This window comes from Streptomyces canus (assembly GCF_030816965.1).
GTDB lineage: Bacteria > Actinomycetota > Actinomycetes > Streptomycetales > Streptomycetaceae > Streptomyces > Streptomyces canus_E.
In genome coordinates this window covers 6,336,002-6,357,003 of sequence record NZ_JAUSYQ010000002.1, presented here as the reverse complement: position 1 = coordinate 6,357,003, position 21,002 = coordinate 6,336,002, and the positions used below count along the sequence as shown (strand labels likewise).

Here is a 21,002-nt window from a genome sequence, read left to right as displayed (position 1 = left end):
TGCTGCGACTTGAGGGGCTGCGGGCGCAGACTGACTCCATGGCACTGTTGAGAAAGGCCGCAGCCGCGCTTCTCGCCGCGTCGGCCGCGCTGATCGCGATACCCCCCACTGCCTCCGCAACCCCCGCACCCTACGGAACCCTGGCCCGGGAGAACTTCGACCGTCTCCCCCTCGGCCCCGTCACCGAGGGGCGCGGCTGGAGCGCCGACACGGCCGGTGGCACGCTGACCGTCGCTCGCAGCGCCTCGGGGCACGGGCGTGAGCTGCGGATTCGTACCGAGGGCAACGGTCGGGCCTTCCTTGTGTTCGATGAGCTCTTCCCGCCCGGCAACAGCTTCTGGGGACGGGTGCGGCTGCGGGTCGGGGGGTTCCCCACGGCGCCCGACTGGGCCCACTGGACCATCGCCGAGGCGTCGGGGGCGGGCTCGTCGACGCTGGTGCGACCGCTCGGTGGGCAGTACGCGCCGACCGACGGCGGCAACTTCTGGGGCGTCGGGTCCGATCTCGGGCCCACCGGGGACTGGACGTCCTGGAAGACCTCCTCCCCGGCCGTCGCGGGGAAGTGGCAGTGCGTCGAGTTCCATCTCGACGCCGGCGACAATCGCGTCACCGTGTACCTGGACGGCGTGGAGCAGTCCGGCCTGACGGTGTCCACCAAGGAGCACGGGGGGACTGCGGACGACTTCGTCTTTCCGGCCTTCGACAAGCTGAAGCTGGGCTGGCAGCTCTATCAGGCCAACCCGACGCCTTCGTCGTACGACATCCGCATGGACGACATCGCCCTCGGAACGCGGCGCGTGGGCGGTTGCGGAAACGGAGGCTGACACCGGGATTGCACCCGGCCTGCCGGGCGTGATCCACTTCGCCGGTGATGAGCTGAGCGGCCTCCGGGAGGGGCCTCGGGGGCGAGGGGGCAGCGGTGCGTACCGCTGAAGAAGAGATCGTGTCGTCGTGCCCGCAGTGCGGGGTGGAGATCCGTACGGACAGACGGTTCACCACGTGGTGTGCCGCCTGCGAGTGGAACGTGGACCCGCAGGGGCCCGGTGAGGAGAAGCGCGGGCCGGCGGCAGTGCGCCGCAGGATCGCGCAGCACTACGGCGAACTTCTGTTCACGGAACTGCGGGCCGGGAACAGCGGCGGGCGCAGTGTGTCAGGGCTGTTCGCCTACGCGATCGCGCTCACCGTGCACGGGCTGACCTGCATCCTGGCCGCGGTCGGCGTGTGGGGCCTGATCGCCGGCTGGGGCGGACTCGGCATGGTGTTCGGGCTGTTCTTCCTCGCGCTGGCCTGGTCGCTCCGACCGCGGCTCAACCGGCTGTCCGACGACGACCGTGTCCTGCTGCGGGACGAAGCGCCCGAACTGTACGCGCTCGTCGACGAGGTCGCCGCCGTCCTGGGCACCAGGAGCGTGGACGCCGTCGTCGTCGACGTCGAGGCCAACGCGAGTGTGACCCATCTCGGGCTGCGGCGCAGGCTCCTGACACTGGGGCTGCCGCTGTGGGAGGTGCTGAGCCCCCAGCAGCGGATCGCTCTCCTGGGCCACGAGCTCGGCCACTTCACCCACGGCGACACCCGGCACGGCATGGTCGTGGGAACCGCCTGCAGATCGCTGAGCACGTGGCTCTACTACGTCCGGCCGATGCCCAACCCGAACGTGGTCCAGGCCGTCACCAATCTGGCCTGCGTCCCGCTCCGCCTTCTGGTCACCGCCGTCATGGCGCTGCTCGACCTGCTGACCGCGCGGGCCTCCCAGCGCGGTGAGTACCTGGCCGACGGGGCGGCGGCCCGCACCGGGTCCACCGAGGGAGCGGTCGGTCTGATGGACCGCCTCATGGTCACCGACTCGATCGCCACCACCCTGCAGCGCGAGACCAACAGCCGTCGGCTGCGCCGGACGGGCCGGGGCGGCGAGCAGAACGCCGACGGCTTGTGGGAGGCGCTCGTCGCCCATCTGGACTCCGTCCCGGAGTCCGAGTGCGAACGCCGGCGCCGCGTCGGGGCACTGCGCGGCCACAGCGTCGACGCGAGCCACCCGCCGACCCACCTGCGCCGCCGGCTCCTGCTGGACGGTACGCCGGTGCCCGCCGCGGTGACGGCGGACTCCGTCCGGGCCGAGCGCATCGCCGGTGAGCTGGCGGACGTACGCGCGACGCTGGCCCGTGACGTCGTCAGGGACGGTTACGGAGATCTGTGACGGCCTGTCGCGTCGGGTCGGTCACAGCTGGCTCAGGATCGTCGGGTCGGTGATCTTCCTGTCGTCCGCCAGCATCATTGCCTTGCTGAGGATGACCGCGAGCATGCGGTCGCCCTCGTAGGGGAGGTAACCGGCCTGCGGGGCGGACGGGTTGGACTTCGGGACGATGCACAGATACTGGTCGTTCGGGGTGCGGAGGATGTTGCCCGAGCCGAGGTGGATCTTGTACGTGTGGCGGTCGCCCTTGACGTGGAGGAAGCGGCCCTCCAGGGTGCAGCGGTCGGCTATCGCGAGCCTCGGGATCAGGCGGTCCAGGAGGAGACGGCGGGTCTCGGCGCTCTGGTTGAGCTCTCCGAAGCCGTACGACGTCCAGTACTCACGGAAACGGCCGTCGGCGCCGCCGTCCTGCCAGGTGGGGTCGTTGCCGATGCTGGCCACGCCGACGAACAGGTCCACGTCGCGCAGGACTTCGGACAGGACCAGGGGCGGGATCTCCGCCAGGGGCAGCGGGTCCACCGGGTCCGCGCCGTCGCGCAGCCACATGCGGTACTCGCCTCCCGCGCAGTGCGCCCAGTTCTCCGGGGCGTCGATCGGGTAGAAGCGGACCTGGTCGGTGCGCAGGCGCAGGAAGGTGCCGGAGTCGGTGATGTCCGAGTAGTCCTCGCCGCCGTCGCCCTCGATCCAGTACTCGGCTCTCAGGCCCCAGCGCGGGAGGTCCCGGCTGGGCGGCGGGGCCTCGTCGTCGACGGCCAGGCGGAGTCTGTTGCGCCAGCCCCGGGCCGCCGCCAGGGAGTGGAACTGGTGCTGGCGCAGGACGTGGGCCGCGAAGCGGTTGGAGTAGGTGCCGGTGGTGCGCTCCGCGTCCGTGAGCAGGTAGACCTCTCGGTGGGCCTGCTTGAAGGGCTGGGTGATCTGGTGGCGTTCCAGCCAGTCGCGCCAGGCGACGATCTCGGCGGGGGCGTGATCCACCGGGTGCCAGAGGCGGACCTCGGTGCCTTCGGTGAGCGGTTCGTCCGCGAGCGTGCGCAGGGAGCCCTCGGCGTGGCCGACCGTCGTGCCGTCCACCGTCCACAGGAGGCGGCGGGCCAGGGTGCCGACCAGCGGGTGGTCCAGGTAGCGCTCGCGCCAGGTGGCGTAGGACCAGGTGCGGTCGGCCAGGAACTGGCGGTCCAGGCGCTCGCTCTGGGCCGAGAGCATCTTGTCGATGTCCTTGACGGCCGCCTTGAGCTCCTTCAGCTCCTCCGCGTGGTCCCGTCGTACGGCGGCGGGCACGGTCTTCACCGGCTTGCCGCTCGCGTTGTGCCAGGTCAACACGGCCTTGGTGCCCCGCACTTCGAGGACGGCGGTGGCTTCGCCGAGCCGGTGCTCCGCGCGTCCGACCTCGGTCAGGCCGTACGCCGGTACGGCCAGTTCCTCGATCTCCTCGCGGCTGAGGCCCAGGGCGACGGCGCGTGCCTCCAGGGCAGCGTCGAGCAGCTTTGCGGTGTTCTTGTACGTCACCCGGGTGGCCAGGCGGGCCAGTTCGGCGAGGGCCGCCTCGCTGTCGATGCGGGCGAGGGCGTTGACACCGGCGTTGGCGACCTTCGGGTTGCGCGGGCCGAGGCCGGCGACCTTCTTGAGGGAGCTCTCGACGAGGACGCCGAGGGTGCGGGCGGTGTCGGGGTGCGCCGGGAGGAGGGAGAGGAGCCAGGCGAGGCCGCGGAGGGCGTTCGCGTTGTAGGGGTCGTAAGCGCTGTTGACGTCGGGTTCGTACCGCCCGCGTTCCAGCTCGAAGGTGCGGGGGTGGCCGACCAGGGCGAGCCAGCGGATCACCGCCTCGCGGACGCGGTCGGAACCGAGCGCGTCCGCCAGAGCGGCGGCCTGCTTGTCCCACTTGGCGGAGGGCTTGGCCGCGGTGGCGGTCAGCATGTGGGTCAGTAGTTGCAGCCAGGCGGGGCCGGTCTCCCGCAGGGCTTCCTCGGCCCACTCCTCACCTACGTTGAGAGGCGGCTCGGTCAGCTTCTTCGCCGTCCTGGGCAGGTCGTCGTTGTGGTAGGCGTGCAGGGCGGAACGCCGGACGGTGGCGACGACAGCGGGCGCGACCGGGCGGCCCGCGGCCAGCTCGGCCTCGATGAGGTTCTCGTAGCGGGCGCCCCACCAGAAGGAGTGCTGCCGGGAGATCTCGTCGAGCAGGGACAGACGCTCCGCGGTCAGGCGGTCGTGGGGCGGCAGGTCGCGGGAGACGATGCCCAGCAGGATCAACGCGCTCTGCCGAGCGTTCGGGCCCGCCTGTTCCGAGTGGTACTGCGTCACGAGGCCGTCGGCGACCCGCGACCGCGCGTCCGGCGGCAGTTCGAGCAGGCGGGCCAGCACGCCCTCCCACAGGCCGGTCCAGTTGCCGTTGTTGGCGACCGCGGCCTTGAGCAGGTCGGTGGCGAGCTCCTCCAGGTCGCCGTCGGCGGCTCGCTGCCGGATCAGGTCCTTGTACTTCTGGATCTCGCCCATGGTCAGCCACCCACCAGCGGGACGAGCTTGAGGAACGTGACCTCGGTGCCGAGCACGAGGTCGATCTCCTCGTCGAGCTCGGTCACCTGACGGTCGCCGACCAGGACCAGGAAGCCGTTGCCCGCGAAGGCCCTGAGGGCGAGCTCGGTCTGGGCCTCGGGGTCTATGCGTCGGGGGGTGCGCAACGCGTAGCCGTTCAGCACGCGTTCGGTGTCCTCGGGCTGGACCAGGCCCTGGAAGACGGCAGGCGTGCGCGCGTTGTACTCGGCGACCTCCTGGAAGACCCGGCGGCGGATCAACTCGCGCACGGCGAGCCGCTCCTCGGCGATCTCCAGACCCCAGCCGTCGCTACGGCTCCCGCTCGTCGTCTCGTCGACGAACATCACGATTCCCATACCGAAGACAGTACGAGGCACCACTGACAACGGGCCCCGCTCGGAGTGGGTCACACGATGTTGCGGACCACCGTCCACGTCACGGCCACCGCGAGGACGACCACCTGCGCCCGGGGGCTCAGCGTGGGGCGCCAGCGGCGGCCGCGCAGGCCCTCCCACGCCCAACGGCCCAGCAGGGTCAGGGCGTACGGCGAGGCGAGCAGCAGAGCCCGGTTGTCCAGCCACGCTTCGGTGAAGTGGCCGTGCATCAGGTCGTACACCATGCGGGTGCCGCCGCAGGCCGGGCAGAGCAGGCCGGTGAGCATGCGGAACGGGCACTGCGGCAGGAGGTGGCCGGGGTCGTGCGGGTCGGTGCGGTAGAGGTACACGGCACCGGCGGCTCCCACGGCGAGCACCGCCGAGGGTGCCGCCGCGGGGTGGCGGAGCGGAGAGCGCCACGGGGAGACCGAGGGCTCGGTCCCCCGCGCCCTAGCTCCGGAGGATCCGGCCGTGTTCATCGGTGTGGTCGTTCCCGGTGAGCAGGAGGATGCCGTCGACCAGCGACCAGATGCCCAGGCCGCCGCAGGTGAAGAGCTGGGCGAGTCCCATCCCGACGTTGCCCAGGTAGAAGCGTCCTACGCCGAAGCCTCCGAGGGTGAGCTGGAGGATGCCCGCGATGACCTTCGACTTGTCGGAGTAGGGCCGTCCGTACGGGTCGTAGCCGTAGGGGGCGTTGGGGTCTCCCGTGTACGTCCCCGGGGGCGGGTAGTAGCCCGGCGGCGGGAACCCGGGAGGCGGGTAGCCCGGCGGCGGGTACCCCGGCTGGGGGCCCTGCTGCTGGTACCCGGGCTGGGGGCCCTGCTGCTGGTACCCCGGCTGGGGACCGGGCTGCTGGTACCCCGGTGGGGGACCCGGCTCGGGGTCGTGCTTGGGGTCCTGCTGTTCGTGACCCTGCTGTTCACTCAAGGGTGCTGCTCCTGGGGACCGAAGCGGGAGGACCCGCGAAAAGACGACAATGCGCCCGGTCATCATGCCCGACGGACACCGCGTCGCAGAAGCCCGTTCCGTCGCCCCCGGCTTAATCTGACGACATGTCAGATGACCAGTCCTACGAACTGCTCGGTTTCGACAACGTGCTGCTGCCCGTCGGGAACCTCGGCGAGGCCCTCTCCTTCTACGAGCGCGCGGGCTTCACGGTGGGCTTCCGACTCGACGAAGCCGGGATCGCACTGCTGAAGGTGGGCGGCGAGACGCCCGGGATCCTGCTCCGACAGGAGGAGGCACTCGGGCACCGGCCGCCGCCGTGGCCCGCCACGCGCGTGTGGCTGGAGGTGCCGGACGCCAGGACCGCCGCCCGGGAGCTGCGTGCGGCCGGCCTCGAACTGCTCGACGAGCCCTTCTCCGTGGTCACCGGCTGGACCGTCGAGGTCGCCGACCCCTGGGGGAACGTCCTCGGGTTCACCGACTACACCAAGCGTCCGGAACTCGGCCGGCGCGCCTGAGGGATCACGGACCCACACGTGACGCAGGCCTCTCCGCAAGCGAGTTGAACACGTTCAAAAACAGGGCTAGAGTCTCTCCCGTCAGCGTTTTGAACGCGTTCAAGAAGGGGGAGGCGCATGGACCGCACGGTCGTCGCCTACGTCATCTACCTCGTCGTCAGCATTGCCCTGACCGTCTGGGTGGCCCGCACGCTCAGCAGGAACGGACGGATCTTCCTCGCCGACGTGCTGCGCGGGAACGAGAAGCTCGCCGAGGCCGTCAACCACCTCCTGGTGGTCGGCTTCTATCTCGTGAACCTCGGATTCGTCGCGCTGTACCTCAGCGGCGACGGGACGATCGAGGACACGCGCGGCGTCTTCGAGGCCCTGTCGACCAAGCTGGGCGTGGTGCTGCTGGTGCTCGGCGTGATGCACCTGGCCAATGTGTACGTCCTCAACCGGATCCGCAGGCGGGGTGCCATGGAGCGGGAGCAGGTGCCGCCGGTCGCGCCGCAGGACTGGGTCCGGGCATGACAGGGCCGACAGGTGCCACGAGCGGTGCGGGCGCCCCGGCGGACCGCACCCCCGTCCGCCGGCTCACCGTCCTGTACGACGCCGACTGCTCCCTGTGCGCCTTCCTGCGCGACTGGCTCGTACGGCAGCCGCAGCTGGTCCCGCTGGAGTTGGTGCCGGCCGGGTCGCAGGAGGCCCGGCTGAGGTTTCCCGGGCTCGATCACCGCGCCACCCTGGAGGAGATCACCGTCGTCGGCGACGCGGGACAGGTCTACCGCGACACCGCCGCCTGGATCGTGACCCTGTGGGCGCTGCGTGAACACCGGCCGCTCGCTCACCGGCTCAGCACCCCCTCCGGGGCACGCCTCGCGAAGGGCGCGGTGCTCGCCGCCGCGAAATGGCGGGGCGCGCAGTGGCAGGGCGGTCAGTGGGGCGGCCCCGCGTACCGCCGCTCCGAAGGCTGGGCGTACGACCCCGGCAGGGGCTGGGTCCACACCCCACCGGGGTGCGACAGCGGCGGCCGCGCCACTGGTTAGGCTCTCTTTCCGTGCCTGCCAACAACGACGGCCCCGACGAGGGCAGTACCCCGAGCAAGTCCGAGCAGACGAGCAAGTCCGAGCAGACGCGCGCGCTGATCCTGGAGACGGCGATGCGGCTGTTCCAGGAGCGGGGGTACGACAAGACGACCATGCGGGCCATTGCCCAGGAGGCCGGGGTCTCCGTCGGTAACGCGTACTACTACTTCGCGGGCAAGGAGCACCTGATCCAGGGCTTCTACGACCGGATCGCCGCCGAGCACCAGGCGGCGGTCCGGGAGGTCCTGGCCCGGGAGAGCGACCTGGAGGCGCGGCTCGCGGGCGTGCTGAAGGTCTGGCTGGACATCGCGCAGCCGTATCACGAGTTCGCGGTGCAGTTCTTCAAGAACGCCGCCGATCCCGACAGCCCGCTCAGCCCGTTCTCGCCCGAGTCGGAGCACGCGCGCGTGGAGGCGATCGCCGTACACCGCGAGGTGCTGCGGGGCGCGACGAAGACGAAGGTGCCGGAGGAACTCCGGGACATCCTCCCCGAGTTGATGTGGCTGTCGCAGATGGGGCTCGTCCTGTACTGGATCTTCGACCGCACGGAGGGCCGCGAGCGGAGCTACCGGCTCGCCGAACGCGGCGCCAGGCTCACCGCGAGGGGCGTGTCGCTGGCCCGGTTCCGGGTCCTCAGGCCGCTCGTACGGGAGGTGCACGAACTGTTCACGGACTTCCTGCCGGGGATGACGAAGGTGATGCCAGACCCCGGCAGGAAGTCCTAGTCACGTCAGTTGACGGCGTCGACCTCGCCCTCGACCAGTTCGACGTCGCACACCAGTGGCCCCTCCCCCACGACGACGTGCCGCGCGCGCGAGCCGTACGCCGGGGCCGTGGTCGCCAACAGGTACGTCCCGGGTGCGGGAACCGAGACGATGTACGAGCCGTCGGCCAGCGACTCCACCCGGTCCAGCTGACGGCCCCCGGCCGACAGCAGCGAGACGGCCGCGCCCTCCACGGGCTCGCCGTCCGCCGTGCGGACGAAGCCGTGGACGGCCGACGCCGGGCCGCCCGAGGGGGCCGCCGTCGCCGGAACCGCCTCCTCCTTCGGCTCCACCGCGAGATGCGGCAGCCGCTTCTCCAGCCCCTTCGGCAGCCACCAGTTGGCGTCACCGAGCAGATGCATCGCGGCCGGCACCAGGGCCGTGCGCAGGATGAAGGCGTCCAGGGCGACCGCGGCGGCGAGTCCCACACCCGCCATGGCGGCCCCGTAGTCGCCGCTGAGCACGAACGCCAGGAAGACGCAGACCATGATCAGAGCGGCGGAGTTGATGACGCGGCTGGTCTCGGCGAGGCCCACGCGCACCGCGCGCGCGTTGTCCCTCGTGTGCACCCACTCCTCGTGCATCCGGCTGACCAGGAACACCTGGTAGTCCATGGAGAGGCCGAACAGGAGCGACAGCATGATGATCGGAAGGAAGGCCGCGATGGGGCCCTCCTTGCCGAGGCCGAGCAGGTCGAGGCCCCAGCCCCACTGGAATATCGCGACCAGGACGCCGAAGGAGGCGGCGGCCGCGATCAGGTTCATCAGGGCGGCCGTGAGCGGGACCACCACCGAGCGGAAGGCGATCAGGAGCAGCAGGAAGCCCAGGCCGATGATCGTGGCGATGAAGTACGGCAGCCGGTCGGCCGTCACCGACGCGAAGTCCTTGGAGACCGCCGTGACGCCGCCCACGTGCGCCTCGACGCCCGCGTCCGGGATCACCTCGTCCCGCAGGGTGTCGATGAGTTCGTCCGTCTCCTTGGCCTGTGGTGAGGTGGTCGGGACGACCTGGATGACCGTGACGCCGTTGGCAGGGGGCGCGGAGGCCGCCTGGGCCACGCCCTCCGTCCGCCGGATCGACGTCACCAGGGACGCGCCCGCGTCGCCCTTCACGACGACCTGGAGCGGTCCGTTGAAGCCGGGGCCGAAGCCCTCGGCGAGCAGGTCGTACGCCTTCCTGGTCGTCGACGAGGCCTCGTCGTTGCCCTGGTCGACGGTGCCGAGGCGCAGGGACAGGAGCGGAAGGGCGAGCATCGCCATCACGGCGACCGCGAGGACGGCCACCGTGCGCGGGCGGCGTTCCACGGTCGCGGACCAGCGGGCGGCGAGACCGCTGGGACGGTCCGTGTCGGGTCCGTTCGCGGCCAGCTTGCGCCGCTGGCGGCGACTGAGCACCCGGTGGCCCAGGAGGCCGAGCAGCGCGGGCAGCAGGGTCACGGCCGCGAGGACGCTCAGGACGACGGTCAGCGAGGTGCCGATGACCACGCCGTCCAGGAAGCGCAGGTTGGTCACCAGCATGCCGGCCAGCGCGATGCACACCGTGCCGCCCGCGAACAGCACGGCCCGCCCGGAGGTGTTGAGGGCGGTGACCGCCGCCTCCTCCGGATCCAGGCCGCGTTGGATGCCCTTGCGGTGCCGGGTGACGATGAACAGGGCGTAGTCGATGCCGACGCCCAGGCCGATCAGGGTGGAGAGCAGCGAGGCGAGTTCGGGCACGTTGGTGACATGGCTGATCAGCGTCGTGGAGAACACGCCGGTGCCCACGCCGAACAGGGCGACCAGGATCGGCAGCAGCATCGCGAAGAGCGAGCCGAAGGCCAGGAACAGCACGACGGCCGCCGCGAGGATGCCGACGATCTCGGCGGTCCCGGTGGGCGGCTCCTGGACGCGTGTGATGGCCTGGCCGCCCAGTTCGACCTGGAGGCCGTCACCGCGCGCGTGCTCCGCCGCGTCGACGACGTCCTGGACCAGGTCCTTCGGTACCGCGTTCGCCTGCTCGGCGAAGGTGACCTGGGCGTACGCGATCCGCCCGTCCTCGCTGATCTGCGCCGCGCCCTGTGCCCCGTACGGGTCGGTGACCTCGCCGACGCCCTTCATCGCGCCGATCTCCTTCAGCACGGGCTCGATCCGGGACCGTACGGACTGGTCCCGTACCGATCCCTCCTCGACCTTCCACACCACGGTGTCGGTGTCGCCCGCGCGCTCCGGGAAGGCCTTCGCCATCAGGTCGTACGCCGTCTTGGAGTCCGTGTTGGGCAGCGAGAAGACGTCCGCGTAGTTCGTGCCCGCGGACGTACCGGCCGCGCCGAGCCCGAACAACGCCCCCACCCACAGCAACAGGACCACCAGCCGGTGCCGATAGCACCAGCGTGCCAATACCGCCACGCTCCACACTCCCCTGTCGGTCGTCGGTCGGTCCCCCAGGTCCTCGCAACAGGATTGGCGTTGGCACACGCGCGTGGACATCAGACGCCCATGACTCTCAAGGAACTCCAAAGAGCGAACCGGCCCCACTGTCAGTGGCCCGGCCGATACTGGGGGCATGACTGGGGGAGAGACGAAGAGTCCGGGCACCGTGCTGGTGGTGGAGGACGAGGAGAGCATCGCCGACGTGCTCGCCATCGCCCTGCGCTATCACCGGTTCGAGGTGATGGTCGCAGGCTCCGTCCGCGAGGCGCTCGCGCTCACCGACCGCACCCGCCCGGACGCGGCCCTGCTCGATGTGATGCTGCCCGACGGCGACGGCCGCGCCCTCGGCCGTGAACTGCGCGAGCGGCGGCCCGATCTGGCCCTGGTCTTCCTCACCGCGCGGGACTCTCCCGCCGAGATCGTCGGCGCGCTCGGCTTCGGCGACGACTACATCACCAAGCCGTTCAACATCGACGAGGTCGTCGCCCGGATCACCGCGGTCCTGCGCCGCACCCGCCCGGCCGACGTCCTGCCCCAGCGCCCGCCCCTGCGCTACGGCGACCTGGAGCTGGACGAGACGACGTACTCGGTGCACCGCGACGGCCGCACGGTCCAGCTCACCCCCACCGAGTACGCACTCCTGCGCTTCCTGGTGCGCAACGGCGGCCGGATCGTGCCCAAGGAGCAACTCCTGCGCCATGTCTGGCAGTACGAGCACACCCCGCCCGAGTCGACCGTCGTCGAGACCTACATCAGCTATCTGCGGCGCAAACTGGACGCCCTGGGACCGCCGGTGATCACCACCCGGCGGGGTGTCGGATACGGGCTCGCATGAAAGTCCGCCTGCCTCGTGGCCGACACGGCATCCATTCGCTGCGCGGCAAGCTGACGCTGGCCAATGTGGCGCTGCTCGCGATCGGCATCGTCGCGGCGACCGCCGTGAGCGTGATGGGCATGCGGTACTACCTGCTCGACCAGATCGACAGCGAACTCCTCAAGACCCGGGACTCCCTGGGCGGTTCGCAGATCACCCTGCGGGAGATCGACTCGCTGAGCATGCTGGGCTTCGTGCGCGACCGGCTCATGCCGGCACAGCAGGAATCGAGCGAGGAGCGCTCGGCGGAGACCGTCTTCGCGGCCGTCGACAGCCGGGGCGAGCCGGTCGGGATCCTCGGCTTCGATCCGACCGAGTCGCAGCGGGGCCTGGCGACGGCAGTGGGCGACCCGCGCGCGCTCGCCGCCGACTCCGAGCCGCACGACGTCACTCTGGACGGCTCCACCTACCGCGCCACGGCGGCCCGGCTCGGTGACGGCTCCTACGCCCTGCTCGCCGCGCCCACCGACGTCCTGCACCAGGGTGTCGCCAAGGCCGTCCGGCTCGACCTCGCGATCGGCAGTCTGCTGCTCGCGCTGCTGGCCTGTCTGACGATGTTCAGCGTCCGGCGCCGGATGCGGCCGCTGGAGGACATGGTGGAGACCTCGTCCGCGATCGCCGAGGGCGACCTGACCCGGCGCATCCCCTCCAGCTGCGAGGCCACCCTGGAGGTCGAGCAGCTGCGGGTCGCCCTCAACTCCATGCTCCACCAGGTGGAGTCGGCGTACCGCACGCGCGAGCAGAGCACGGCCCAGCTGCGCAGCTTCGTCGCCGACGCCTCGCATGAGCTGCGCACCCCGCTGTCCGCGATACGCGGCTACCTCCAGCTGTACGACAAGGGCATGCTGTCGGACCCGGACGACCGCAAGCGCGCCTGGGCTCGGGTGCTCGCGGAGACGGACCGGATGGGGCGGCTCGTCGACGAGCTGCTCACTCTCGCCCGCCTCGACCAGCAGCCCGAACTGCGGTTCAGGAACATCGACCTGAGCCGGCTGGTGCGGGACGCGGCCGAGGATCTGCGGGTGCAGCAGCCCGGCCGGCCCGTCGAGGTCGCCGCTGAAGGCTCGCTGTTGGTGCGGGCCGACGAGTCGGGGCTCAGACAGGTCCTGGGCAACCTGGTGGCCAACGTGCGCACGCACACGCCCGCCGAGGTGCCGGTGCGGCTGGAGGTGGAGCGCGAGGACGGGGTCGTACGGCTGTGTGTCGCGGACGAGGGTCCAGGGCTGCACGCGGACGACGCGGCGCGCGTCTTCGACCGGTTCTTCCGGGTCGGCGGCGGCGCGGGCAGCGGCCTCGGTCTGGCGATCGTGCAGGGCGTCGTGCGGGCCCACGGCGGCGAGGTGGCGGTCCGCACGGCTCCGGGCGAGGGACTGGCGGTGACGGTCAGCCTGCCGGCGCGGATGTCCGCGGGTCAGTGACCCCACGCGTACGTCCGCTCAGTCGGCCCTCACCAGGGCCCACACGGTCTTGCCGTGCCGCCCCCGGCTCCACACCCCCCACGCGGCGGCGATGTTCTCCACCAGATGCAGACCGCGGCCGGTCTCCTCCCACTCACCGACCACCCGCAGCCGGGGTTCCAGCCGATCCTCGTCGGAGACCTCTATCAGGCAGGAGCCGTCCGCGAGGGCGGTCACCGCGACCTCGAACTCCCGCTCCAGGAGCAGCCCGTGGCGCACCACGTTGGTGGCCAGTTCCGACACCAGCAGAACCGCGTCGGCCAGCGCCGGATCGTCCGGTCCGTGGCCCCAGTCGGCCAGGTGGTCCCGGACCCGCCGCCGGGCGAGACCGACGGAAGCCGGATGCCGGGGCAGCCGGAAGGAGTTGCGTCTCAACACGTTTGCTCCTCACCCCGCGCACACCTCGGGGATCAGATCCAGGACGTCGGCATCAGATCCAGGACGTCGGCATCAGATCCAGCTGAGGCGCCAGAGACGAAAGACTCCGGTGCCGTCCGAGAGGTACTGGCCGCCACCGACGTCCTCGCTGGTCACGACGTAGTCCTTGGCCTGCCACAGCGGGATGACCGGGACATCGCGGGCGATGTCCGACTGGAGGTCGCGGAAGTCCTGCCCCGCCTCGCCGCGGTCGGCATAGCGCTGACTGTCCTGGATCAGATGGTCGACCTCGTGGCTGCTGTAGCCGGTGTTCATGGTGCCGTCGGAACCGACGAGCGGGGAGCCGTAGGTGTCCGGGTCGGGGTAGTCGGCCACCCAGCCCACCGCGTAGGCGTCCAGCTTCCCGGTCGCCCAGCGCTTTTGGAAGTCGGTCCACTCGTAGCCCTTGAGCGTCACCTTGAACAGGCCGCTCGCCTCCAGCTGCTTCTTGAGCTCCTTGGCCTCCGCGGCGGCGGAACCGCTGGTGAGGCCGTAGCCGTAGGTGAAGCTGACCGGGGTGGTGACGCCGGCCTCGGTGAGCAGGGCGCGCGCCTTCTTGACGCTCGGCTCCGCGTAGGCGTCGAAGAACGACGTGGTGTGGCCGGTGATGCCGGTCGGGATCAGCGAGTAGAGCGGGTCGACGGTCCCCTCGTACACCGAGGCGGCCAGCTGCTCGCGGTTGATCAGCCAGGCCATGGCCTGACGCACCTTGGGGTCATGCAGGGGCTTGCCCGCGCGGGTGTTGAGGTAGAGGTTGCGGACCTCGGAGCTGTCGGCCTCCGAGACGCGCTGGCCGGGGTCGCTCGGGTTCAGTCCGGCGAGGACATCGGGCGGCAGCTGCCGGTAGGCGACGTCGATCCGCTTCGCCTTCCAGGCGCTGTTCAGCTTGTCCGAGTCGCCGTAGTAGTCGAGTTCGACGGGGCGGCCGTTGCTGTCGATCTCGCCCTTGTAGTCGCTGTTGGGCGCGAGGACCGCCTTCTTGCCCTTCGTATACGCCGTCAGTTCGTACGGCCCGGTGCCGTCGACGCCGTTGTCGGTGCGCAGCGAGCTGGCGGGGTACTTGGTGCTGTCGACGATGGCGCCGGCTCCCGTGGCCACCTTGAACGGGAAGGTGGCGTCGGGCGAGGACAGCCGGAAGGTGACCGTCCGGCCACTGGCACCGACCGACTGCAGGGTGCTCAGCAGCGAGGCGGGGCCGACATCCGAGTTGATCTTCTTGACCCGGTCGAAGGAGTACTTGACGTCCTTGGCGGTCATCTCGCGGCCGCTCGGGAACTTGAGACCCCCGCGCAGCACGCAGCGGTACGTGCGCAGATCACTGCCCTCGAACGCACAGCTCTCGGCCGCGTCGGGGACGGGTGTGGCACTGCCTGGCTCGAAGGCCAGCAGTGACTGGAAAACGTTGTTGAACAGCGCCCAGGAACCGGCGTCATAGGCGCCGGCCGGATCGAGTGAGGTGACTTCGTCCGTCGTCCCCACCTTGATCGTCCTGCCCGTCCCTTCGGACGGGAGCAACTGCCAGCCGCCTACTCCCACGGCCCCCAGAACAAGCAGCGTCGCGAGAATCCGCACGCGAACCGACCGCATCGGTTTGCCCTCCCCGGACCCCATGGGCCCCAGTGCACATGCCACCCCCTAGTGGCGCGGATCACCTAATCACAGGTGTTTCACCTGGGGGAAGAGGGATTTGTCGAGTTGGGCAAGACGTTACCGCAGCGGATTTCGGCCATGTTTCACAGAGTTCCCACAGGGGCTCCGGACGACGGTCAACGGGCCATCACGTAGACGAACATCCGGGCGCACACCGTGACCGACGCGACGGCCCGCGCCATGATCGCCCGCTCCACGATCCGCCGCAGCCACGGACCGGAACGCCTCTCAGCAGCCAGTGATCGGGATCCCAGGGTCCCGCGCCTCGTACGCAGCAGGCAGGTTCTGTTCGCACGAGACCCTGCTCGCCGGTGGCTGCGCGACGGCTCCCGTACCGGGCACAGCCGTACGACGGCCCGGGCCGCTGTTCAGGCCTGCTTCGACGCCAGTTCGATCACCGTGATGTCCGACGGGGCGCCCACGCGCGTGGGCGGGCCCCAGGCGCCGGCGCCGCGGCTGACGTAGAGCTGTGTGTCGCCGTAGCGCTCCAGGCCGGCGACGGTCGGGTTCGCGGCCTCCGCGAGGAGGTTGCCGGGCCAGAGCTGGCCGCCGTGGGTGTGTCCGGAGAGCTGGAGGTCGACGCCGTGGTCGACGGCGTCGTGGATCTGGACCGGCTGGTGGGCGAGGAGCACGCACGCGCGTGCCGTGTCCCGGTCGCCGAGGGCCTTGCCGAAGTCGGGGCCCTGGCCCTCGCTCTCGCCCGCGATGTCGTTGACGCCGGCGAGGTCGAACCACGCCAGTTCCGTACGGTCGTTCTCCAGCGGGCGCAGACCGAGCCGCCGTACCTCCTCGACCCACTGCTCGGCACCGGAGAAGTACTCGTGGTTGCCGGTGACGAAGAACGAGCCGTGCCGTGCCTCGAGCCGGGCGAGGGGGGCTGCCGCCGGGCCGAGATCCTTCACGCTGCCGTCGACCAGGTCACCGACGACCGCGATCAGGTCGGGCCGGGTGGAGTTGATGGTGTCGACGACCTTCTGGGCGAACCCACGGCCGAGCACCGGGCTCAGGTGGATGTCGCTGACCACCGCGATCCGGTAGCCGTGCGCCGCGCGCGGGAGCTTCGCCAGCGGCACGGTGACCCGCTTGACCCCGGGCCCGCGCAGGACGCCGTAAGTGCCGAAGCCGACGGTTCCCACGGCGGCCGCGGCGGCGGCTCCGGCGACGACCCGGGAGACGAAGAGGCGGCGGGAGGGAGCGGCGACGAGGGGGGATCCGCCGGGTTCCGACGGCTCCTCCGACGCGGGTCCGCCCTTCCCGGATTCCTGGGGCGGGCTCCCGGCCCCCTGCGGCTTCTCGGCAGGTGCTCCCGCCGGTACCCGCTCCGGGTGCGGTACGGCGGTCACGGCGGGCTCGCCGCGCCCGTCCCGGCGATCGAGGAAACGTCGCAGCAGGGGTCGTACGACCTCTCCCGCCACGACCGCGAGCAGCAGGTAGATCGACAGCGCCAGCCACAGGAAGCCGGGCCACGCGAGCACGCGCTGGAGCCAGAAGGGGGCGCCGGTGCGCTCCGCGACCAGGGCACCGACCGCCAGCACCCAGCCGCCGCCGATGAGCACCGCGCCCACGCGGCGGGCCCGGCCGGGGCCGCCGGTGGTGTCGCGGAACAGCCGGCGCCACAGGTACCAGTTGGCCGTCACGAGGACGGCCAGGGCGAGCAGTGCGAAGGCGATGACCACGGTCTGCTAACTCTCGAGGGTCGGCTGTGAGTTCCGGCGCAGTGCGCGCACTCCACGCAACCCGATGAGCCCGACGACCGTCCCCAATACGAAGGAGACGACGGCCAGCAGCAGGTGCACCCAGAAGTACCCCGTCGGGTCGCCCGCGTCGTCGAACGCGAGCCCGCTGGCGTCCTTGACGAGGTTCTTGACGAAAGTGATCCAGATGATCCAGCTCCACACCCCGAAGGCGAGCAGGAACCAGGAGACGGGGCGGCTGAGCTTCATGGGTCCAGTATCGCGGGCCGTTGTCCGGTTCGGCGGCCGGGGTGGGGAGGGTGCTGGGACTTCACCCTCCGCGCCATGTACGTTCCTGAGCGTGTCCGCACCCCAGAAGAAGACCGCCAGGCGATCCCTGCTGGTCACCTCCGCCGCCGCCCTGTCCTCCCTCGCGCTGACCGCGCCGGTCGCTCTCGCGGCTCCCAGCCCGTCACCGAGCGCGTCGCCGAGCGCGTCGCCGAGCGTCACTCCCCCGGCGAACATGTCGACCGTGGGCGGCTCACGGCTCGGTCAGGCGGGCACGCAGGTCAATCTCGCGAGCGGGGTCCCGGTGCTGCCCAAGGACATCACCGCGCGCTCCTGGATCGTCACGGACGCCGAGTCCGGCGATGTGCTCGCCGCACACAACGCGCACTGGCGGCTGCCCCCGGCGAGCACCATGAAGATGCTCTTCGCGGACACCGTGCTGCCCAAGTTCGCCAAGACCGAGCAGCACAAGGTCGTCTCCTCCGACCTCGCGGGCATGGGCGCCGGCTCCAGCCTGGTCGGGATAAAGGAAGGCGAGACGTACACGGTCCACGACCTGTGGCTCGGCGTCTTCCTTCGCTCCGGCAACGACGCCGTGCGCGTCCTGTCCGCGATGAACAAGGGCGTCGCCAAGACCGTCACGGAGATGAACGAGCACGCCCAGGAGCTCCAGGCCCTCGACACCCATGTGGTCAGCCCCGACGGCTACGATGCCCCCGGCCAGGTCTCCTCCGCCTACGACCTGACCCTGTTCGCCCGTTCCGGCCTGCAGAAGAAGGACTTCCGCGAGTACTGCTCGACGGTCACCGCGAAGTTCCCCGGCGAGACGAAGAAGGACAAGAAGGGCAAGACCGTCCGCAAGCCCTTCGAGATCCAGAACACCAACCGACTGCTGAGCGGCGACTACGACATCTCGCAGTACCAGGGCATCGCAGGTGTGAAGAACGGCAACACCACCAACGCCGGCGCCACCTTCACCGGGGTCGCCGAGCGCAATGGCAGGGTGCTGCTCGTCACCGTCATGAACCCGTCCAAGGAAGAGCACAACGAGGTCTACAAGGAGACCGCGAAGCTCTTCGACTGGGGCTTCAAGGCGGCCGGCAAGGTGGTGCCGGTGGGCGAACTGGTGCCGCCGAAGGGCGCCGCGCAGTCCAGCGCCCAGCCGGGGGAGTCCGGCGAGGCCGGGGGTGCCTCCGGGGACTCCGCGGGCTCAGGAGCCTCGGCGAAGCCCGTCTCGTCCGCCACGGCCGACGGCGGCTCCCGCGGCATGGGCACCGCCCTCGCGATCACCGGCGGCCTTCTTGTGCTGCTCGCGGGCGCCGCGTTCCTCGTCAACCGCCGCTGGCCGCTGCCGGATCTGGTACGTCGTCGCTCATCTCGTCCGTGAGCTCCTGCTCCTTGCTTTCCGTGGCCGTCCACGCGGCGCAGAACAGCACCAGTTTCGCCGTGAAGTTGATCCACAGCAGCAGGGCGACGGGGACGCCGAACGCGCCGTACATGCTCTTCGTCGCCACGCCCTGCATATAGCCGCTCAGCAGCAGCTTCAGCAGTTCGAAGCCGATCGCGCCGGTCAGCGCGGCGACGAACAGACGGCGGCGCGTCGGCTCGACTCCGGGCAGCAGGGTCAGGACGTACAGCAGGAGCAGGAAGTCGGCGAGTACGGCGATGACGAACGCGACGACGCGCAGCAGGACCCGGCCCGCGCCGCCCTCCTGGAGGCCCAGTTCGCCGCTGATCCAGTCGACCAGCGCGGAGGCGACGGTGGAGATGGCGAGCGTGACCAGGACCGCGCCGCCGAACCCGATCAGGATGCCCAGGTCCTTGCCCTTGCGCAGGATCGCGTTCTCGTCCTCGTCGGGCAGCTCCCACACCGCGCGCAGACACTCGCGCATCGAGCCGGCCCAGCCGATGCCGGTGAACAGCAGGGCGGCGGCCGCGATGAGGCCGACGGTGCCGGCGTTCTGGACCAGGTCGCCGATGTTCAGCTGCTCGGAGATGCCGGGCACCTGATCGGCGATCTTGTCCTGGAGGTCGTTCTGCTGCTCCGTGCTGAGCGTCGCGGCGGCGATCGCTGCGGCCACCGTGAGCAGCGGAAACAGCGCGACGAAGCTGGTGAACGTCATCGCCGCGGCCAGCCGGGTCCACTTCACCCGGTCCAGCCGTTCGTACGACCGCCACGCGTGCGTGGCCGTCAGGCGCACCCAGAGGGGCCCGACGACGGGGAGTCTCTTCAGCCAGTCCATGATCGGATCTTGCCCTCCGCGCGGAAGACCGATGTGTGAGTACCCGAAAACGCGGGATGGCGTCGGGTCAGGCCACGGGGACCGGGCGGTGACGCTTCGAGGGATGGGCGGGAACTCCGGCACTATTGAGCGACATCCCATTAATCACCCATTTTGGGGAGAGAAGTGATGTTTTCGATCGAATCATCTCTATAGCGGCGATACGGTCACCGGCATGTCTGCCGACACCGTTCCCGTCACGGGATGGGGGCGCACCGCCCCCACCGCGGCCCGCTTGATCCGTCCACGGAGCTACGAGGAGGCCGTGGCCGCCGTCCGGGGCTGTGGGGCCCGTGGTGGCATCCCGAGGGGCCTGGGACGGGCGTACGGGGACGCGGCACAGAACGCCGGTGGCGCGGTGTTCGACATGACCGGCCTGAACCGCGTCCACGCGATCGACGCCGAAGGCGGCACCGTGCTGTGCGACGCGGGCGTCTCCCTACATCGGCTGATGGAGGTGCTGCTGCCGCTCGGCTGGTTCGTGCCGGTGACGCCCGGCACCCGGTACGTCACCGTCGGCGGAGCGATCGGCGCGGACATCCACGGGAGGAACCACCATGTGTCCGGCTCCTTCTCCCGCCATGTGCTGTCTTTCGAACTGCTCACCGCCGACGGCGAGATCCGCACCGTGCGCCGCGGCACACCTCTGTTCGACGCGACCACCGGCGGCATGGGTCTGACCGGGATGATCCTCACCGCGACGGTCCAGCTCCAGCCGGTCGAGACGTCCCTGATGTCGGTGGACACGGAACGCGCGCGGGACCTCGACGATCTGATGGCCCGTCTGACGGTGACCGATCACCAGCACCGATACTCGGTCGCCTGGGTCGACCTGCTGGCCCGCGGAGCCGCGACCGGGCGGGCGGTTCTCACCCGGGGCGACCACGCGCCGCTGGAAGCGCTGGAGACACCGGGGCTGCTCGCCGGAGCCACACGCGCGCGTAGAGACCCGTTGGCCTTCGGGACCCCGCGCTTCCCGGCCCTGCCTCCCTTCCTCCCCGAGGGACTTCTCAACCGCACGACCGTGGGGCTGTTCAACGAGCTCTGGTACCGGAAGGCGCCCCGCGCGCGTACCGGCCGGCTGCAGAGGATCTCCGCGTTCTTCCACCCCCTCGACGCTGTGCCCCACTGGAACCGGCTCTACGGCCGCGGCGGCCTCGTGCAGTACCAGTTCGTCGTCGGACAGGGCCAGGAGGAGGCCCTGCGCCGGATCGTGCGGCGGGTCTCCGGGCAGCGGTGCCCGTCCGTTCTCGCCGTGCTCAAGCGGTTCGGGGACGCCGACCCCGGGTGGCTCTCCTTCCCGGTGCCCGGCTGGACCCTGGCCCTGGACATCCCGGCCGGCCTGCCCGGTCTCGGCGCCCTTCTCGACGAACTGGACGAGGAGGTGGCCATGGCCGGCGGGCGGGTCTGCCTGGCCAAGGACGGCCGTCTGCGGCCGGAACTGCTCACCGCGATGTACCCGCGCCTCGACGACTTCCGTGCGCTGCGCGCGGAGCTGGACCCGCGCGGGGTGTTCACCTCGGATCTGTCGCGCCGTCTGACTCTCCAAGCCCTCTGAAGATCCCAGG

20 protein-coding genes are annotated in these 21,002 nt (G+C 70.6%); 10 read left to right on the top strand and 10 right to left on the bottom strand.

What is annotated here, in order from left to right:
- Positions 1 to 38: 38 nt before the first annotated feature.
- Positions 39 to 824 (top strand): hypothetical protein, encoded by a 786-nt coding sequence (locus QF027_RS30295; RefSeq protein ID WP_307078249.1) that lies wholly within the window; start codon positions 39 to 41, stop codon positions 822 to 824.
- Between the two features lie 95 nt (positions 825 to 919).
- Positions 920 to 2,194, top strand: coding sequence for a M48 family metallopeptidase (locus QF027_RS30290; RefSeq protein ID WP_307078247.1), 1,275 nt, complete (start codon positions 920 to 922; stop codon positions 2,192 to 2,194).
- 21 nt (positions 2,195 to 2,215) lie between these two features.
- Here QF027_RS30290 and QF027_RS30285 read toward each other — a convergent pair whose 3' ends face one another.
- From QF027_RS30285 to QF027_RS30270, 4 genes are read right to left on the bottom strand one after another with little or no spacing between them, the layout of a single operon-like run.
- Positions 2,216 to 4,678, bottom strand: a complete 2,463-nt coding sequence (locus QF027_RS30285; protein WP_307078245.1) for a DUF4132 domain-containing protein — start codon at positions 4,676 to 4,678, stop codon at positions 2,216 to 2,218.
- 2 nt (positions 4,679 to 4,680) lie between these two features.
- Positions 4,681 to 5,073 carry a hypothetical protein gene (locus tag QF027_RS30280; RefSeq protein ID WP_307078242.1) on the bottom strand — a complete coding sequence of 131 codons (393 nt, stop codon included), beginning with the start codon at positions 5,071 to 5,073 and terminating at the stop codon, positions 4,681 to 4,683.
- Between the two features lie 50 nt (positions 5,074 to 5,123).
- Complete coding sequence (locus tag QF027_RS30275; RefSeq protein ID WP_307078240.1) at positions 5,124 to 5,570, bottom strand: DUF2752 domain-containing protein; 447 nt, start codon at positions 5,568 to 5,570, stop codon at positions 5,124 to 5,126.
- A complete protein-coding gene (locus QF027_RS30270) occupies positions 5,542 to 6,018 on the bottom strand; it encodes a TM2 domain-containing protein (protein WP_307078239.1) in 477 nt (158 codons plus the stop codon). Before QF027_RS30270 ends, QF027_RS30275 begins: the two co-directional genes overlap by 29 nt.
- 125 nt (positions 6,019 to 6,143) lie before the next feature.
- On the opposite strand from QF027_RS30270, the gene QF027_RS30265 reads away from it, so the two are divergent.
- From QF027_RS30265 to QF027_RS30250, 4 genes are all read left to right on the top strand, one after another.
- On the top strand, positions 6,144 to 6,554 hold the full coding sequence (locus tag QF027_RS30265; protein ID WP_307078237.1) for a VOC family protein: 411 nt from the start codon (positions 6,144 to 6,146) through the stop codon (positions 6,552 to 6,554).
- Positions 6,555 to 6,671: 117 nt separating this feature from the next.
- Positions 6,672 to 7,067, top strand: coding sequence for a hypothetical protein (locus QF027_RS30260; RefSeq protein WP_020118685.1), 396 nt, complete (start codon positions 6,672 to 6,674; stop codon positions 7,065 to 7,067).
- The gene (locus QF027_RS30255; RefSeq protein ID WP_306977225.1) at positions 7,064 to 7,582 is read left to right on the top strand and encodes a thiol-disulfide oxidoreductase DCC family protein; all 519 of its coding nucleotides are present in this window, start codon (positions 7,064 to 7,066) and stop codon (positions 7,580 to 7,582) included. Before QF027_RS30260 ends, QF027_RS30255 begins: the two co-directional genes overlap by 4 nt.
- A gap of 11 nt (positions 7,583 to 7,593) precedes the next feature.
- Positions 7,594 to 8,346 carry a TetR/AcrR family transcriptional regulator gene (locus tag QF027_RS30250; protein WP_306977227.1) on the top strand — a complete coding sequence of 251 codons (753 nt, stop codon included), beginning with the start codon at positions 7,594 to 7,596 and terminating at the stop codon, positions 8,344 to 8,346.
- A 5-nt stretch (positions 8,347 to 8,351) separates the two neighbouring features.
- On the opposite strand, the gene QF027_RS30245 is transcribed toward QF027_RS30250, so the two are convergent.
- On the bottom strand, positions 8,352 to 10,760 hold the full coding sequence (locus tag QF027_RS30245; protein WP_307082540.1) for an MMPL family transporter: 2,409 nt from the start codon (positions 10,758 to 10,760) through the stop codon (positions 8,352 to 8,354).
- A gap of 166 nt (positions 10,761 to 10,926) precedes the next feature.
- On the opposite strand from QF027_RS30245, the gene QF027_RS30240 reads away from it, so the two are divergent.
- Both QF027_RS30240 and QF027_RS30235 read left to right on the top strand, forming a co-directional pair.
- Positions 10,927 to 11,628, top strand: coding sequence for a response regulator transcription factor (locus QF027_RS30240; protein ID WP_007384225.1), 702 nt, complete (start codon positions 10,927 to 10,929; stop codon positions 11,626 to 11,628).
- On the top strand, positions 11,625 to 13,085 hold the full coding sequence (locus QF027_RS30235; protein ID WP_307078235.1) for a sensor histidine kinase: 1,461 nt from the start codon (positions 11,625 to 11,627) through the stop codon (positions 13,083 to 13,085). Before QF027_RS30240 ends, QF027_RS30235 begins: the two co-directional genes overlap by 4 nt.
- 18 nt (positions 13,086 to 13,103) lie before the next feature.
- Here the strand turns inward: QF027_RS30235 and QF027_RS30230 are convergent, their stop codons facing one another.
- The 4 genes from QF027_RS30230 to QF027_RS30215 all read right to left on the bottom strand — a co-directional run bounded on the left by QF027_RS30230 (position 13,104) and on the right by QF027_RS30215 (position 17,134).
- The gene (locus tag QF027_RS30230) at positions 13,104 to 13,502 is read right to left on the bottom strand and encodes an ATP-binding protein (RefSeq protein ID WP_306977231.1); all 399 of its coding nucleotides are present in this window, start codon (positions 13,500 to 13,502) and stop codon (positions 13,104 to 13,106) included.
- Positions 13,503 to 13,574: 72 nt separating this feature from the next.
- Entirely contained in the window at positions 13,575 to 15,128 is a 1,554-nt protein-coding gene (locus QF027_RS30225; RefSeq protein ID WP_307078233.1) for an ABC transporter substrate-binding protein, read from the bottom strand.
- Between the two features lie 431 nt (positions 15,129 to 15,559).
- Positions 15,560 to 16,867, bottom strand: a complete 1,308-nt coding sequence (locus QF027_RS30220) for a metallophosphoesterase (protein WP_307078230.1) — start codon at positions 16,865 to 16,867, stop codon at positions 15,560 to 15,562.
- Between the two features lie 6 nt (positions 16,868 to 16,873).
- Positions 16,874 to 17,134 (bottom strand): SCO4848 family membrane protein, encoded by a 261-nt coding sequence (locus tag QF027_RS30215; protein WP_266521402.1) that lies wholly within the window; start codon positions 17,132 to 17,134, stop codon positions 16,874 to 16,876.
- Between the two features lie 91 nt (positions 17,135 to 17,225).
- On the opposite strand from QF027_RS30215, the gene QF027_RS30210 reads away from it, so the two are divergent.
- Entirely contained in the window at positions 17,226 to 18,539 is a 1,314-nt protein-coding gene (locus QF027_RS30210) for a D-alanyl-D-alanine carboxypeptidase family protein (protein ID WP_307078228.1), read from the top strand.
- On the opposite strand, the gene QF027_RS30205 is transcribed toward QF027_RS30210, so the two are convergent.
- Complete coding sequence (locus tag QF027_RS30205) at positions 18,484 to 19,395, bottom strand: YihY/virulence factor BrkB family protein (RefSeq protein WP_306977240.1); 912 nt, start codon at positions 19,393 to 19,395, stop codon at positions 18,484 to 18,486. The two genes, QF027_RS30210 and QF027_RS30205, sit on opposite strands and share 56 nt — an antisense overlap.
- A 214-nt stretch (positions 19,396 to 19,609) precedes the next feature.
- On the opposite strand from QF027_RS30205, the gene QF027_RS30200 reads away from it, so the two are divergent.
- Entirely contained in the window at positions 19,610 to 20,992 is a 1,383-nt protein-coding gene (locus QF027_RS30200; RefSeq protein WP_307078225.1) for an FAD-binding protein, read from the top strand.
- The last annotated feature ends 10 nt before the right edge of the window (positions 20,993 to 21,002 follow it).

Coding starts and splice junctions, on each gene's coding strand:
- QF027_RS30285 (WP_307078245.1), bottom strand. CDS start 4,678: ATGGGCGAGATCCAGAAGTACAAGGACCTGATCCGGCAGCGAGCCGCC.
- QF027_RS30295 (WP_307078249.1), top strand. CDS start 39: ATGGCACTGTTGAGAAAGGCCGCAGCCGCGCTTCTCGCCGCGTCGGCC.
- QF027_RS30225 (WP_307078233.1), bottom strand. CDS start 15,128: ATGCGGTCGGTTCGCGTGCGGATTCTCGCGACGCTGCTTGTTCTGGGG.
- QF027_RS30235 (WP_307078235.1), top strand. CDS start 11,625: ATGAAAGTCCGCCTGCCTCGTGGCCGACACGGCATCCATTCGCTGCGC.
- QF027_RS30240 (WP_007384225.1), top strand. CDS start 10,927: ATGACTGGGGGAGAGACGAAGAGTCCGGGCACCGTGCTGGTGGTGGAG.
- QF027_RS30260 (WP_020118685.1), top strand. CDS start 6,672: ATGGACCGCACGGTCGTCGCCTACGTCATCTACCTCGTCGTCAGCATT.
- QF027_RS30275 (WP_307078240.1), bottom strand. CDS start 5,570: ATGAACACGGCCGGATCCTCCGGAGCTAGGGCGCGGGGGACCGAGCCC.
- QF027_RS30280 (WP_307078242.1), bottom strand. CDS start 5,073: ATGGGAATCGTGATGTTCGTCGACGAGACGACGAGCGGGAGCCGTAGC.
- QF027_RS30200 (WP_307078225.1), top strand. CDS start 19,610: ATGTCTGCCGACACCGTTCCCGTCACGGGATGGGGGCGCACCGCCCCC.
- QF027_RS30215 (WP_266521402.1), bottom strand. CDS start 17,134: ATGAAGCTCAGCCGCCCCGTCTCCTGGTTCCTGCTCGCCTTCGGGGTG.
- QF027_RS30265 (WP_307078237.1), top strand. CDS start 6,144: ATGTCAGATGACCAGTCCTACGAACTGCTCGGTTTCGACAACGTGCTG.
- QF027_RS30205 (WP_306977240.1), bottom strand. CDS start 19,395: ATGGACTGGCTGAAGAGACTCCCCGTCGTCGGGCCCCTCTGGGTGCGC.
- QF027_RS30255 (WP_306977225.1), top strand. CDS start 7,064: ATGACAGGGCCGACAGGTGCCACGAGCGGTGCGGGCGCCCCGGCGGAC.